This window comes from Streptomyces sp. NPDC002690 (genome assembly GCF_053592415.1).
Genome location: NZ_JBSFVR010000185.1, coordinates 1 through 14,238, shown reverse-complemented (window position 1 = coordinate 14,238; position 14,238 = coordinate 1). Strand labels below are relative to the sequence as shown.

General features: G+C 71.1%; 13 protein-coding genes and 1 pseudogene. 10 read left to right on the top strand and 4 right to left on the bottom strand.

What is annotated here, in order from left to right; genetic code table 11:
• Window positions 1-564 (bottom strand): annotated as a pseudogene (locus tag ACWD3D_RS22215) (hypothetical protein); the annotation flags it as partial.
• 484 nt (window positions 565-1,048) lie between these two features.
• On the opposite strand from ACWD3D_RS22215, the gene ACWD3D_RS22210 reads away from it, so the two are divergent.
• Together ACWD3D_RS22210 and ACWD3D_RS22205 are read left to right on the top strand one after the other, a co-directional pair.
• Window positions 1,049-1,681 (top strand): hypothetical protein, encoded by a 633-nt coding sequence (locus tag ACWD3D_RS22210; RefSeq protein ID WP_451462567.1) that lies wholly within the window; start codon window positions 1,049-1,051, stop codon window positions 1,679-1,681.
• A 205-nt stretch (window positions 1,682-1,886) separates the two neighbouring features.
• On the top strand, window positions 1,887-2,666 hold the full coding sequence (locus ACWD3D_RS22205) for a hypothetical protein (RefSeq protein WP_451462566.1): 780 nt from the start codon (window positions 1,887-1,889) through the stop codon (window positions 2,664-2,666).
• Between the two features lie 98 nt (window positions 2,667-2,764).
• On the opposite strand, the gene ACWD3D_RS22200 is transcribed toward ACWD3D_RS22205, so the two are convergent.
• A complete protein-coding gene (locus tag ACWD3D_RS22200; protein WP_451462565.1) occupies window positions 2,765-3,160 on the bottom strand; it encodes a DUF192 domain-containing protein in 396 nt (131 codons plus the stop codon).
• 171 nt (window positions 3,161-3,331) lie between these two features.
• Here ACWD3D_RS22200 and ACWD3D_RS22195 point away from each other — a divergent pair, with 171 nt between their 5' ends.
• The 7 genes from ACWD3D_RS22195 to ACWD3D_RS22165 all read left to right on the top strand — a co-directional run bounded on the left by ACWD3D_RS22195 (window position 3,332) and on the right by ACWD3D_RS22165 (window position 11,874).
• The gene (locus ACWD3D_RS22195; protein ID WP_451462569.1) at window positions 3,332-4,081 is read left to right on the top strand and encodes a prepilin peptidase; all 750 of its coding nucleotides are present in this window, start codon (window positions 3,332-3,334) and stop codon (window positions 4,079-4,081) included.
• A 156-nt stretch (window positions 4,082-4,237) separates the two neighbouring features.
• Complete coding sequence (locus ACWD3D_RS22190) at window positions 4,238-5,074, top strand: class I SAM-dependent methyltransferase (protein ID WP_451462564.1); 837 nt, start codon at window positions 4,238-4,240, stop codon at window positions 5,072-5,074.
• Window positions 5,075-5,160: 86 nt separating this feature from the next.
• A complete protein-coding gene (locus ACWD3D_RS22185; RefSeq protein ID WP_451462563.1) occupies window positions 5,161-5,610 on the top strand; it encodes a hypothetical protein in 450 nt (149 codons plus the stop codon).
• Window positions 5,611-6,424: 814 nt separating this feature from the next.
• Window positions 6,425-7,186, top strand: coding sequence for an isoprenyl transferase (locus ACWD3D_RS22180; RefSeq protein WP_451462568.1), 762 nt, complete (start codon window positions 6,425-6,427; stop codon window positions 7,184-7,186).
• A gap of 511 nt (window positions 7,187-7,697) precedes the next feature.
• Window positions 7,698-9,014: a PhoH family protein gene (locus ACWD3D_RS22175; RefSeq protein ID WP_386887637.1), complete on the top strand. Its 1,317-nt coding sequence runs from the start codon at window positions 7,698-7,700 to the stop codon at window positions 9,012-9,014.
• 413 nt (window positions 9,015-9,427) lie between these two features.
• A complete protein-coding gene (locus tag ACWD3D_RS22170) occupies window positions 9,428-10,138 on the top strand; it encodes an aggregation-promoting factor C-terminal-like domain-containing protein (protein ID WP_451462562.1) in 711 nt (236 codons plus the stop codon).
• Window positions 10,139-10,296: 158 nt separating this feature from the next.
• Window positions 10,297-11,874, top strand: a complete 1,578-nt coding sequence (locus tag ACWD3D_RS22165; RefSeq protein WP_451462561.1) for an AI-2E family transporter — start codon at window positions 10,297-10,299, stop codon at window positions 11,872-11,874.
• A gap of 117 nt (window positions 11,875-11,991) precedes the next feature.
• Here ACWD3D_RS22165 and ACWD3D_RS22160 read toward each other — a convergent pair whose 3' ends face one another.
• Complete coding sequence (locus tag ACWD3D_RS22160; RefSeq protein ID WP_451462560.1) at window positions 11,992-12,525, bottom strand: alkyl hydroperoxide reductase; 534 nt, start codon at window positions 12,523-12,525, stop codon at window positions 11,992-11,994.
• Between the two features lie 12 nt (window positions 12,526-12,537).
• Window positions 12,538-13,092, bottom strand: a complete 555-nt coding sequence (locus tag ACWD3D_RS22155) for a peroxiredoxin (RefSeq protein ID WP_266708532.1) — start codon at window positions 13,090-13,092, stop codon at window positions 12,538-12,540.
• A 133-nt stretch (window positions 13,093-13,225) separates the two neighbouring features.
• Between ACWD3D_RS22155 and ACWD3D_RS22150 the strand changes: the two genes are divergently transcribed.
• A partial coding sequence (locus tag ACWD3D_RS22150) for a hydrogen peroxide-inducible genes activator (protein WP_451462559.1) occupies window positions 13,226-14,238 on the top strand: 1,013 nt, incomplete at its 3' end.

The following is a 14,238-nucleotide window of genomic DNA, read 5'->3' as shown; positions in this document are numbered from 1 at the left end:
CCGGGAGAACCTGGACGGGCTCGGCCGGCTGCTGCCCCTCCAGGCGATCCGGGACAACTTCGCCGCCGGGGGAGTGGTCCCGGACAACGTGTCGGCTCTCCGGTCCAGCGCGATGCCCACGGCCGCGCCGGCGATGAGCGAGGCGGCCGGCATGAGCAGGCCCTCGATGCCCGCCAGGTCCCAGGAGATGGCATAGCCGTAACCGAGCCCGGCGAGCGGGACGGTCAGACAGCCGAGCGGGTACAGCGTCCGGGACGCCCGATGGCTGTCGGGGAGCAGCCGGGCCGCCGCCAGTACGGCCAGGGCGGTGACGGCGAGGCGGGGTACGTGCAGCAGGACGAGCCGCCGGCCGAAGTCCTCCAGGCGTTCGGGCGGGCCCAGCATCACGTCCGACGCGCGGTCGGCCATGAAACCGAGGGCCACGAACACCAGCGCGCCCGCCACCCAGCTGCGGGCCAGAGGGCCGAACCATCCGGTGCGCGGCCCTTCACCGGTGCCGCCGCTCTCCTCGCCGAGGTCTTCGTGGTCCGCTTCCCGGTCCCCTTGCCAGCCGCCACCGTTCACGGTCCACCTCTCCCCGGTGCACGCCCATGGCCCCCTCGGAGGGTAGGCGACGAACTATCCGCCCGCGCGGGCCCCCGGACCCCAAGCGGGGCCCAAGCTCCCTATGCGAAGAGGCTGTTGACAGGGGGTCTCGCCATGGGGCTGTAGGTCCCTGACTGAGTCCTGGGGCCCAAGACCACACCGGTGAGGAGGAGTTAGCGTCGAAGCAGTCGATCTTCGGCAAGAACGGGCTATCAGGAACCGGGTAATCACGACACCGCTGTCCGGCGCTCCCCGCCGCACCGGACAGCACGCCGACGGGAAGGTGACCGAGTACGTGTTGATCTCGCGACAACTGGCTGTGAACGAAAGGGAGTCCATACTGATCCCGTTCGGACTCCCGGGAAGGGGAGGGCCGGAGTTCCGCGCGGTGGCAGCCCCCGTCCGCAGCGGGTCCGGTACGCGGCAACGGATGTGGTCCTGAGCCGTGAAGGTGCTGGAGAGTGTGCGCAGCCTGGTGTTCCTGGGGAGCCTGCCACAGGCGAAGGCCTTCTCCGCGACCTGTGCGGAGCGCGCCTCCGTCGTGCTGCTGCGGTCCCTGGAGCTGGCGGGTCGCACCGACGACCTGGAGGCGTGTCGGACCGCCGTGGACCTGCTCTGGACTCCCCGCCCGCATCCCGCCCGCACTGCCGCCGCCTTCCCCGATCTGCTCCGGCGCCTGCACGCGCTGCCCGAGCTGCACGGCCCCGGAGCCGTCGCCGGCCTCGATGTGTTGGCCAGGACGGGTGCCCGCGCGCTGTACTCGGCGCTGGTACTCGCCGCCTGCGCGGAGGATCGCGGTGGACCGGGAGGGGCGGTGGAACCGTCCTTTTTCGCGCGGGACTTCGCACGGGAGATGTACTTTCATGGTGCGAAGCGGCTTCCGGCGGAGGAGGACGGCGCGCAGAACCGTGATGTGTCGCTGATCATGTCGCTGAGCGCGGCGGAGCTGCCCTCGTCGCTGTCCTCGCTCCGGGCGAAGGCGGCCGAAGAGGGGCGTTACCGGCTGACCCTGGCCGTCAACGGGTGCACCGCACAGCCGCAGGCGTCCTGGCCGACGACGGACGGCGGGAGAGCCGGTCTGCGGCACCCCGCCTGACGTCCCACCGCGCCCGCGTCGCACTCCTGGCGCACGTCGCGTCCCTCACTCCGTCGCCCCGCGACACGCAGGCGTTACGCGGGACGTGCAGGGTGGATGGACACGGCAGGCGGACGCGGCAGGCGGACGTGGCGGCGGACGTGGCGGCGGACGTGGCGGGCGGTAACGGGCACAGGTGTGCCGAGCAGAGGACGGACGGTGGGCGATGCGAAGACGGCCCGGGCGGGCGGCGGGCGGGCTCGTCGCCGTCGCGCTCTGTCTGCAGGCGGGCGCTTGCGCGCCGGGTGACGCGGGGGCGGGCCGGGCGAGCCCGCGCCCGGGGATCACCAACGGAACCCCGGCGGTTCCCTCCTCCCAGCCCCGCTCCGTCGCCGCCGCCTCCTCGGGTCCGGTGCAGGCCGGGGCATCGCCCGCAGGCCGACCGTCCGAAATGGTCCTACGCAACGGCGAGTTGAAGGGTTACGTGATCGCGCCCCTGCGGTACGAGGAGGCGGGCGGCACCGAACGGGCCGACGACCCCGCCTGCGCGCCGCTCGCCGATCTGGTCAACCTGACCCCCGGGCCGGCCCCCACGGCCTCCGTGTTGCGTACCGCCGTCGACGCGTCCCGTGCCGGGCGGGACGACCAGACCGTGGTGACGCTGCTGCTGGTCGCCTATGCCGACGACGACGCCGTGTCACTCGTGGACCGGGTACGGCGGGCAGTCGGCGTCTGTGCGGGTGGCTTCGGCACCCGGGGGGACGACGGGCCGGCCGCGTACTCCGCCGTCACCGCGCTGCCCGCTCCGCGCGTCGGCCAGGACGCGTTGGCGTACCGGATGGTGTGCGACCGGGGCGGGCACCGAAGTCCGCTGGTGTTCACGGTCGTACGGAGTGCGGGTGCCGTCGTCGTCTTCAGCGCGGCCAACTACCTGGACGGCGAGGTCCCGGAGATCCCGCCCGCGCTCGTCACCGCGCAGGCCGGAAAGCTCCCACCCGCCCCGTGACATCCTCCGGAGCCGGAGCCGCCGGAGCCAGAACCTCCGAGCCGGAACCTCCGGAGCCGGAGCCGGAGCCGGAGCCGCTGGCTCCGCCGGAAGCCGCTTCAGCCGGTGGCCGGCTCCTCCGCCCCGTCCGCGGCCTCCACCTCCACCGCCAACCGGACCCCCGGCCGCAGCCCCCACGCGGCCATCGCCCCCGCCTGCGACTCCACCGCGTGGCGGGCGCGCAGCCGGGGCAGGCCGAGCCGGCCCGGCTTCATCGTGCGGACGGCGAGGACGTTCAGCTTCCGGTCGAGATAAGCCACATCGATGGCGAACCGCATCCGGAAGGTGTGGACGCTCGAACAGGGCGTGAGCAGCAGCGCTCCCTCGATCCCGTCCTGCCCGAGCAGCCCCCGGGTACGCGCACGGTAGGAGGCGGCCACCCGCAGCGGCACCACCCGTGCCTCGCCGCCCGTGCCCACGGTCAATGTTCCGTCGCCGTCACGCCATCTGCCCATGGGCACCGACCGTAGCGCCCACCAGAAGGCTCCGTGCGGTCTGTGGTGAAGATTCCCTTCCACCCTGAGGCTGTCCCGGCCGCCGCCGCCCTGGCGCGGGCCGGCCGTCAGTGGGCCCTCGGGCCCAAGACCCGTGCGGGGGAGTGCGATTAGGGTCGGCCCGTGGACGCCATCCAGATCGCCGTCGTGACTCTCGCCGCCGTTTGGGGCGCTGCCACCGGGCTGTTGATCCCTCGTGCCGCGTACCGGTTCTCGGTGGAGCCGGAGGAGGGGTGGCGGGGCGAGTGCCCCGCCGGGCACCCCTTCGCCGCGACCGGTCCCAGTCGCGGCTGGTTGGGCGCCGCCCGCTGCCAGGTCTGTACGGCGGACGGTTCCGCCCCCGCCGCGTACGCGCCGCAGTTCCTTCTCGCCGCGGCGACCGCTGTGGCCTGCGCCCTGCTGGCCGCCGCCACCGGTACCCGCCCCGAACTGGCCGTCTGGCTGCTGCTCGCCCCCGTCGCGGGACTCCTCGCCGCCGTCGACCACCGGGTGCACCGCCTCCCCGACGAGCTGACCCTGCCCCTGGCCGGAGCCGCCGCCGTCCTCCTGGGTGTGGCGTCCCTGCTGCCGGAGCACGACGGCTCCTGGACCGGGGCGCTGCTCGGCGGGGCCGCGTTGGGCTGCTTCTACCTGGTCCTCTATCTGATCAACCCGAACGGGATGGGCTTCGGCGACGTGAAGCTCGCCCTCTCCCTCGGTGTGGTGCTCGGCTGGTACGGCTGGCCGGTACTGGTCGCGGGCGGGTTCGCCGGGTTCCTCTTCGGCGCGGTGTACGGCCTCGGGCTGCTGGTGTTGCGACGCGCGAACCGTCGTACGGGTATTCCGTTCGGCCCCTTCATGATCACGGGTGCGCTGGCCGGGGTCGCCCTGGGTGCCCTGTGACGAACCGTCACGGACGGGGGTCGGGTCCGCGAGCAGACCCGAGCCACCCGTGCCCGCGAGCCCGCAGGCCCGTATGTCCGCAGGCTCGCAAGCCCACATGTCCGCCGCCCCGCAAAATCGCTCGCGGTCGCAGCGTCGCCCTGCCACTCTGCGGACATGCCGAACCAACCCGAGCCCCCGGCCCCCTTCCCGCCCCTCACCGGGGCCTCGGCCGACCGCTTCGGCGCGCTGGTGGCCGAGGCGGAGGCGGCAGAGGTGGACGGCTGGGACTTCTCCTGGCTGGACGGGCGGGCGACCGAGCAGCGGCCCTCCTGGGGGTACGCCCGCGCCATGGCCGACCGGCTCGGCCGGGCCACCGCCGCGCTCGACATCCAGACCGGCGGCGGAGAGGTGCTGGCCTCGGCTCCCGTCCTCCCGCCGCTCATGGTGGCGACCGAGTCCTGGCCGCCGAACGTGGCCCGTGCCACCGCCCTCCTCCATCCGCGCGGGGCGGCGGTGGTCGTGGACTCCGACGAGCCGCCGCTGCCGTTCGGGGACGGCGCCTTCGACCTGGTGGTCAGCCGCCACCCGGTGACCACCTGGTGGCAGGAGATCGCGCGGGTGCTCGCGCCGGGCGGGACGTACTTCTCCCAGCAGGTGGGCCCGGCGAGCGTCTTCGAGTTGGTCGAGCACTTCCGGGGCCCGCTGCCCCCCTCGGCGTACGCCGCCCGCGACCCCGAGCGGGCCCGGGCCGACGCCGAGGCGGCGGGGCTCGTGGTGACCGACCTCCGGTCGGAGTCGCTGGACACCGCGTTCTTCGACATCGGGGCCGTCGTCTATTTTCTCCGCAAGGTCATCTGGATGGTGCCGGACTTCACTGTCGACGCCTACCGGCCGCAACTGGAGTCACTGCACCGGCGGATCGAGACCGAGGGGGCGTTCACCGCCCGCACCACGCGCTTCCTCATCGAGGCGCGCAGGCCGACGGGCCACCCGCAGAACGGCTTTGGGTGAGGAAATCATTAACCTCCCTCCCCTCGCGCCGTCTTGTGCCGCACAGTGCGATCCTGGACGGGTTGTACGGAGAGAGGGAGCGTGTCGTGGGGAGCGAGCAGCCCGGGGGGACGGCCGGCCGGCACCGCTCGGGCAGGTCCGACTGGCTACGGGGTGCCCGGATCATCGGCGTCCACGGTGTCTTCTACCGCCCGGACGGCCGGGCCGGCGGCCCCGAAGCGGTGGAGTTCGTCCTCGCCGACGACCGGTCCGTCCTGATGACCTGTGCCACCGACTGCACGCTCCGCGTGAGCGCCGGCACCTGGCCCCGGCTCCCCGACTGGTGCGTGCCGGCCGGGCTCTGGGCACACGGACCGCTGAACAGCCTGCCGCCCGCCCCTTTCGGGGGAGGCTGGACGGTCACCGGGGCGCAGGAGAACCGGGACGAGAACGACGAGGTGCACGAGGCCGTCATCCACTGCGAGAACGGTGACTTCGTGGTCCTCGCCGGGGACGCGCTCGTCATCCGGTTCCGTTCCTGCGGGAGCATGCCGTAATCGGCCGCAATTCCCCGTAAAGGGCTGTAGCGGCCAGAGCGGGCTGAATTTCTCGAAAAGGCCGAATCGGACCGAATCGGAATCTAGCGTTCTGAAGTGCTACGAAACTGCTTGAAACTGCTCGAACCTGCTCGAAGGTGCTCGGCATCCGGGCCGAACCGGATCGGCCCGCCCCGCCCAGGGAGCCGCCCCGTGGACTCGGTACGCCCCCTGCGGGCGACCCGGTATGCCCCCGCAGCCCGGGGGCGCCGCCCCACACGCCCCGGAATGCCGGATTCCCTGCCCGCTGCGCAGTCCGTCGAATCCGGAGAGTAGTTGTGGAGTGGCGTGGCGGCCAATAACGCTCACGAAGGGTTAGGGTGGAGCTCCCCCCCTCGGGCCGGTCCGTATCCCCCCCCACGGACCGGCCCGTTTTTTCGTACGGCCCCGGCCCCGGCCCCGGTCCCGCCTCCCGGCCTCATGCCCGTGACTCGGGCGGCCCGCAGCATCCGCCGACCGCCACCTCCCGCACCGCCCGGAGCCTCCGGCGTGGGCCCGGGTACTCCCCGGAGTCGTCGTGCGACACGGTGGTACGAGGGGCGGGAGAGTGCTCACATTTCTCTGGTTTTCGCGGAGTTGTGACCGACCGGGTTGGGCCCGTACCGCCTTCCCGCAGTAATGTGACGGCTTCGGGGGAACGTCGGCGCGAGGCGCGGCACACGTCCGCGCGGGGCCGTGCGGACATGGCGGCGAACCCCCCACGGGGCGGACCCCGTACCCCTGTGACAGGGGCAGGCGGGCCGATGACCCGAACGGAACCGAGAGGGTGAACTCAGTGAACTTGCGCGACCTGGTGTACGGGCTCTACGCACGCCGGGTGGAAGGCCGGCTGGACCACTCGCAGGTGCCGAAGCACATCGGAGTCATCCTCGACGGCAACCGCCGCTGGGCGAAGGCGTCCGGTGGTTCCGCGGTTCAGGGCCACCAGGCCGGTGCGGACAAGATCTCCGAGCTGCTCGGCTGGTGCAACGAGACCGATGTCGAGGTCGTCACCCTCTGGCTGCTGTCGACCGACAACTTCGACCGCCCCGAGGCCGAGCTGAAGCCGCTTCTCGGCATCATCGAGAACACCGTGAGCAATCTGGCCGCGGACGGCCGCTGGCGGGTCCACCACGTGGGAACCATGGACCTGCTCCCCGCCCAGACCCAGACCGTCCTCAAGGAGGCGGAGCAGGCCACCGCCGACGTCGACGGGATAATCGTGAACGTCGCGGTCGGCTACGGCGGCCGTCAGGAGATCGCCGACGCCGTCCGGTCGCTGCTCCTGGACCACTCCGACAAGGGCACCACCTTCGAGGAACTCGCCGAGGTCGTCTCCACCGATCTCATCTCCGAGCACCTCTACACCCGCGGCCAGCCCGATCCCGACCTCGTGATCCGTACGAGCGGTGAGCAGCGCCTCTCCGGATTCATGCTGTGGCAGAGCGCTCACTCCGAGTACTACTTCTGCGAGGTCTTCTGGCCGGCCTTCCGTAAGGTCGACTTCCTCCGGGCGCTGCGCGACTACGCGGCCCGCCACCGCCGCTACGGCACCTGAGCGTTCCCCGCTCCCCCCGGAACAGGAGCAGGAGCAGGGGCAGGAGCGGGAGCGGGCAAGCCAGGAACGGGCAAGCCAGGAACGGGGACGAGCGCGCTCCCCTATATATACGTACGCACCACCGCCGCGAGGGCGTCCCCGTCGACCGGGGGCGCCCTCGCGGCGGTCCGCGGGTCCGCGGTTCGTCGGCCGGAGGTTGCCACGTGTCCACCTGGGCGCCTCCGGACGGTGGCGCAACCCGTTGCATGGCTTCGGGCGTTCGAGGGAATACCCCTGACAGGTCGACGTCCGGTCATCAACCAGGCGGACGTCGCAGCATGTGGACGGCCCACCGGACCGTCCACCCGGGAGGCCCTTTGCACACGAAGGACCGTACGCACCGTACGGCCGACGCGGAGGGCCGGCGTTCGGCCCGCGCATGGGGGCCAGAACCCGGTCCGTCCTCTTCCTCCGGGAAGTTCCGCGACGCCCGTCGCACTCCCCGACCTCGTCCGAGGGGGTACGTCCTTCCGTGGTGACCAGCTCTAAGCGCCGCATGCCCGACAGGCGCACCTATGTTCTCGACACCAGCGTCCTGCTGGCCGACCCCAACGCCATGACGCGTTTCGACGAGCACGAAGTCGTGCTGCCGATCGTCGTCGTCACGGAGCTGGAGGCCAAAAGGCACCACCCGGAGCTCGGTTACTTCGCCCGGCAGGCGCTGCGCCTGCTCGACGACTTCCGTGTCCGGTACGGCAGGCTCGACGCTCCGATCCCCCTCGGGGACCTGGGCGGCACGCTCCGTGTCGAACTCAACCACTCCGACCCCGGCGTTCTGCCCGCCGGCTACCGGCTGGGGGACAACGACTCACGGATTCTCGCGGTGGCGCGCAACCTCCAGGCCGAGGGGTACGACGTCACCGTCGTCTCCAAGGACCTTCCGCTGCGCATCAAGGCGTCCTCGGTCGGCCTGCTCGCCGAGGAGTACCGCGCCGAACTCGCCATCACCGACTCGGGCCACACCGGGATGGCCGAACTGCCGCTCTCCGGTGAGCAGGTGGACCTGCTGTACTCGGAGGAGACGCTGTACGTCCCCGAGGCGGCGGAACTCCCGGTGCACACCGGGCTCGTGCTCCAGTCCGAGCGGGGCAAGGCGCTCGGCCGGGTGACGGCACAGGGCAACGTCCGCCTGGTGCGCGGGGACCGGGAGGCGTTCGGCATCCACGGCCGCAGCGCCGAACAGCGGATCGCCCTCGATCTGCTGCTCGACCCGGAGGTCGGCATCGTGTCGCTCGGCGGCCGGGCCGGCACCGGCAAGTCGGCGCTGGCGCTCTGCGCCGGCCTGGAAGCCGTCCTGGAGCGCCGCCAGCACCAGAAGGTGATGGTCTTCCGGCCGCTGTACGCGGTCGGCGGGCAGGAGCTGGGCTATCTCCCGGGCAGCGAGGCCGAGAAGATGAGCCCCTGGGCGCAGGCCGTCTTCGACACGCTCTCGGCGGTGGCCGGGCGCGAGGTGATCGAGGAGGTGCTGGGGCGCGGGATGCTGGAAGTCCTGCCGCTCACCCACATCCGGGGCCGCTCGCTCCACGACGCGTTCGTGATCGTCGACGAGGCGCAGTCACTCGAACGCAATGTCCTGCTGACCGTTCTGTCCCGTATCGGGGCGAATTCACGGGTGGTGCTCACTCATGACGTGGCCCAGCGGGACAACCTCAGAGTCGGGCGGTACGACGGAGTGGTCGCCGTCGTCGAGAAGCTGAAGGGTCATCCACTCTTCGCCCACGTGACACTCACCCGCTCCGAGCGTTCACAGATCGCCGCACTGGTGACCGAAATGCTCGAAGAAGGATAAAAACACGACAGATTCGGTGATCTGTCCCGCATGTCCAGGGAGGCGCCCGGCGAGCGAAGCAGCTTAGCCGGGCGCCTTCATGTCGTGCCGTCATTTCCGTCAAACGGGTGGCATAAGGAGCGTGTGAGCTTTCCCACGCAACAGAGAATTGCTTCTCGGCGTCCTTGTCCGGCAGAGTCTTGCTTCCGTCAGGCCCCGCATACGGAAACCGGGCACCTTCCGAGGCGCTCAGCACCACACAACTCAACAACCGATCTCCGTATGCCGCCCGCGAGCACCACGCGGCCACTTCCGCGAGGAAGTTGCCCACCGGGCCCGTGTCTCCCGTGACCCAAGCAGTAGGGAGGCCAGTGTCAGAGGGCACGATCGCGCCCGCGAGGTCACCTAAGCGGGCGATGCTGGAAGGACACCGTGTGAGCCGGATCTCGGTCCGGGGGTTCGCAGTGGCATCAGCCACCGCGGTCACCACCGTTGGCGCCGTCGTAGGCGTTGCTTCGGGCAGCACTCCCGCTGTCGACGACAACAACTTCGAGGCCACCGCAGCCGACACCACGCTGCTCGCAGACATTCCCGTGGGCCACCAGGCCCAGGTCCAGACCGCTTCGCTGACGCAGCAGGCCGATGCCCAGGCATCCGCCGCCGACGCCGCCGCGAAGAGGTCGGCCGAGGAGTCCGCGCGACTCCAAGCCGCCAAGGACGCCAAGGTCAAGAAGCAGGCGGCCGAGGACCAGGCGGAGCGCGAGAAGGAAGCCCAGGACGCCAAGGACGCCGCGGAGCGTGCCAGCCGCTCGGCCGTGCGCGACGCCACGTCGTTCGCCGCCCAGGGCTCGTACTCGGTCGCCGAGGTCCAGGCGATGGCGCGGCAGATGATCCCCGCCGACCAGTTCCAGTGCTTCAGCAACATCGTGAACCACGAGTCCACGTGGAACTACCGCGCGGTCAACGCCTCCTCCGGCGCGTACGGTCTGGTCCAGGCGCTCCCGGGCTCCAAGATGTCGTCCGCCGGCGCCGACTGGCAGACCAACCCGGCCACCCAGATCAAGTGGGGCCTCAGCTACATGAACGCCAGCTACGGCAGCCCCTGCGGCGCCTGGTCGTTCTGGCAGGCCAACCACTGGTACTAGGCCGACTGGGCCGTTCCCCGCTCCGACCCCCTGATGCCCCGCACCGTCCGACGGTGCGGGGCATCATGCGTGGTGCGACGTGTCACCCATGTACGGTCGCATTCCGGCCTTTCGGGGGTAGACGGTCGGTGCACACCCACGGGGGAGAGGGACCACGCATGTCGAAACTGCCCGGTTGGCTCGGACGCGCCGGGGCCGAACTGACGGACCTGGCGGCCCGCCTGGAGGAACGGCGGGAGCAAGCCGCGCACGAGGATGCGGAGTCCGGGCGCGCACCGCACACGTCCGCGCGCTCCCGCCACCCTCACGCGAGCGCCCCGGCCGCGAAGAGCGACCCCGACGCGGGCGCACAGGTGCCCGCGCCGCCCGCCTACGCCCCCGACGTCGCCGCCCGGCCCGATCCGGTGGCCTCCATCCCCTGGGGCATGCGCGTCGCCGCGGAGGCCGGCTGGCGGCTGCTCGTCCTCGCGGGCACCCTCTGGGTGCTGATGCGGGTCATCAGCGCCGTCCAGCTCGTCGTGCTCGCCTTCGTGGCCGCCCTGCTCGTCACGGCGCTGCTCCAGCCGACCGTGGTGCGCCTGCGACGGTACGGGCTGCCGCGCGGTCTGGCCACGGCCGTCACCGCTGTCCTGGGCTTCGTCATCATGGGGCTGGTCGGCTGGTTCGTCGTCTGGCAGGTGATGGACAACCTCGACACCCTCTCCGACAAGGTCCGCGACGGCATCGACGAGCTGAAGCGCTGGCTGCTGGACAGCCCCTTCCACGTCACCGAGTCGCAGATCAACGACATCGCCAAGAATCTCAGCGACACCATCGGCACCAACACCGAGGAGATCACCTCCGCCGGCCTCCAGGGCGTCACGGTGATGGTCGAGTTCCTCACCGGGATGCTGCTCGCGATGTTCTCGTCGCTCTTCCTGCTGTACGACGGCAAGCGGATCTGGGAGTGGACCCTCAAACTGGTCCCCGCCCAGGCCCGCCCGGGGGTCGCCGGCGCCGGACCGCGCGCCTGGCGGACGCTCACCGCCTACGTGCGGGGCACCGTGATCGTCGCGTTGATCGACGCCATCTTCATCGGGCTCGGGATCTGGTTCCTCGACGTCCCGATGGCGGTGCCGCTCGCCGTGTTCATCTTCCTCTTCGCCTTCATCCCGCTGGTCGGCGCCGTGGTGTCCGGGGCGCTGGCGGTGGTCGTCGCGCTCGTCACCGAGGGGGTGTTCACCGCCCTCATGGTGCTGATCGTGGTGCTGGCGGTGCAGCAGATCGAGGGGCACATCCTCCAGCCGTTCATCCTCGGCCGGGCGGTACGGGTCCACCCGCTCGCGGTGGTGCTCTCCGTCGCCGCCGGCGGGATGGTCGCGGGCATCGGCGGCGCGGTCGTCGCCGTGCCGCTGGTCGCCGTCACGAACACGGTGGTCGGCTACCTGCGGTCGTACAGCAAGCGGGAGGCCCAGCGGCACTCCCCGCAGCCGCACGGCGCCTCCGCGCTCCACGTGGCGCCGACTCCCGCTCCCGGCACCCCGCCCGAGGACCGGTACGACGAGTCGTACCCGGGAGACGAGGACGGCCCCGGCGGTACGGGGACGAGCGGTACGGGGACGGGCGGGGAGACCCCCGAAGCCCGCGAGGCCCGCGAGGCCCCTGACGACCCTGAAGCCCCCGGGACCGCCGAGACCCCCGGCACCCCGCCGGAGGGCACCGGCCCCGCACCGGAAGACCGCCCGGACCACCCGTAGCCACCCCGCGCGAAAAGCTCACGCACGGACGCGACGCACGAGGCGCACACACGAAAAGAAGGACCCCACGGACGGTCGGTCGTCCGCGGGGTCCTTCTCGTACAAGGTACCGCTGTCCTATTCGGCGAGCACGGCCTCGGCTTCGAGGGTGACGCCGACGGCCTGGATCACCGAAGCGATCTTCACGGCTTCCTGAATGGTCTCACGGTCCACGCCGGCCTGGCGGAGCACCTGCTCGTGGGAGTCGAGGCACTGGCCGCAGCCGTTGATCGCGGAGACGGCGAGCGACCACAGCTCGAAGTCGACCTTCTCCACGCCCGGCTTGCCGATGACGTTCATCCGCAGACCCGCGCGGAGGTTGCCGTACTCCGGGTCCGACAGCAGGTGCCGGGTCCGGTAGAAGACGTTGTTCATCGCCATGATGGCGGCGGCCGACTTCGCGGCGTTGTAAGCCTCCGCGGAGAGGTTGGCCTTGGCCTCCGGCTCCAGCTCGCGCAGGACCTTGGGCGAACGCGAGGCGATCGCGCAGGCGAGCACGGTGCCCCAGAGCTGCTGCTGCGGCAGCTCGCTGTTGCCGATGACCGAACCGAGGTTCAGCTTCAGGTCCTTCGCGAAGTCCGGTATGGCGGACTTGAGTTCGTCGAGTGCCATGGTGGTATCAGCTCACTCGCCGGAGAGGAGGGCGACCGGGTCCAGGGTGTTCTCGCCCTTGGTCCAGTTGCACGGGCAGAGCTCGTCGGTCTGCAGGGCGTCGAGGACCCGCAGGACCTCCTTGGGGTTACGGCCCACGGAACCGGCGGTCACCATCGTGAACTGGATCTCGTTGTTCTGGTCGACGATGAAGACGGCGCGCTGCGCGAAGCCGTCCTCGCCCTCGATGCCGAGGTCACGCATGAGCTCGTGCTTCGAGTCGGCCATCATCGGGAACGGCAGGTCGGTCAGGTCCGGGTGGTCCTTGCGCCAGGCGTGGTGCACGAACTCGGAGTCGCCGGAGAAGCCGAGGATCTGCGCGTCACGGTCGGCGAACTCTTCGTTCAGCTTGCCGAAGGCGGCGATCTCGGTCGGGCACACGAAGGTGAAGTCCTTGGGCCACGCGAAGACGATCTTCCACTGACCCTCGTAGGTCTTGTGGTTGATCTGAGCGAACTCCTTGCCGCTCTCCAGCGACACGCAGGCGGTCAGGTCGAACTCGGGGAACTTGTCACCAACAGTGAGCACACGATCTCCTAGCAGGTCAGGAATTCCCCTTTTGGGGGCCTTCCTGGAGGGTTGGACTGGTCCCACCTTGGCACAGAGTGCATTGATCGCGGAAATAGCTACACTCGTTTCCGATGATCGGAGGTACCTATCAGTGGCTCAGCCAATCCAGGGCAACAGGACCAAACAGCCCAGCCTCTCCCAGCTGCGCGCCTTCGTGGCCGTCGCGGAGCACCTGCACTTCCGGGACGCGGCGGCGGCCATCGGCATGAGCCAGCCCGCCCTTTCGGGGGCCGTCTCCTCGCTGGAGGAGGCACTCGGTGTCCAGCTCATCGAGCGGACGACGCGCAAGGTGCTGCTCTCCGCGGCGGGCGAACGCCTCGCGGTCCGCGCCCGAGCCGTCATGGACGCGGTGGGCGCGCTCGTGGAGGAGGCCGAAGCGGTACGCGCCCCCTTCACCGGGACGCTGCGGCTCGGAGTGATCCCGACCGTGGCGCCCTACCTGCTGCCGGCCGTGTTGCGCCTGGTCCACGACCGGTACCCCGCCCTCGATCTCCAGGTGCACGAGGAGCAGACCTCCTCACTGCTGGAGGGGCTCGCCGCGGGGCGGCTCGACCTGCTGCTGCTCGCGGTCCCGCTCGGCCACCCCGGTGTCACCGAGCTGCCCCTCTTCGACGAGGACTTCGTCCTGGTCACCGAGCGGAGCCACCGGCTCGGCGGTCGCACGGACATCCCCCGCGAGGAGCTGCGCGACCTGCCGCTGCTGCTGCTCGACGAGGGGCACTGCCTGCGTGACCAGGCGCTGGACGTCTGCCGGGAGGCCGGACGCAGGGACGGGGCGGCGGTGACGACGACCGCTGCCGGGCTCTCCACCCTCGTGCAGCTCGTCGCCGGCGGCCTCGGCGTCACGCTGCTGCCGCGCACCGCCGTGACCGTGGAGACCGCCCGCAACCCGGCACTGGCCACCGCCCGCTTCGCGGAACCCGCCCCCTCGCGGCGGGTCGCGCTGGCGATGCGCACCGGGACCGCCCGCCACGAGGAGTTCGGCCGGCTCGCCGAGGCGCTGCGCGAGGCGATGGCCGCGCTCCCGGTACGGACGGCGGCCGCCGGGGGACTCCGCCCCCGCACCGACCTCCACCCACGACAGCATGACCGGCGGGACCTTCT

Coding starts and splice junctions, on each gene's coding strand:
- ACWD3D_RS22205 (WP_451462566.1), top strand. CDS start 1,887: ATGCGAAGACGGCCCGGGCGGGCGGCGGGCGGGCTCGTCGCCGTCGCG.
- ACWD3D_RS22200 (WP_451462565.1), bottom strand. CDS start 3,160: ATGGGCAGATGGCGTGACGGCGACGGAACATTGACCGTGGGCACGGGC.
- ACWD3D_RS22190 (WP_451462564.1), top strand. CDS start 4,238: ATGCCGAACCAACCCGAGCCCCCGGCCCCCTTCCCGCCCCTCACCGGG.
- ACWD3D_RS22165 (WP_451462561.1), top strand. CDS start 10,297: ATGTCGAAACTGCCCGGTTGGCTCGGACGCGCCGGGGCCGAACTGACG.
- ACWD3D_RS22160 (WP_451462560.1), bottom strand. CDS start 12,525: ATGGCACTCGACGAACTCAAGTCCGCCATACCGGACTTCGCGAAGGAC.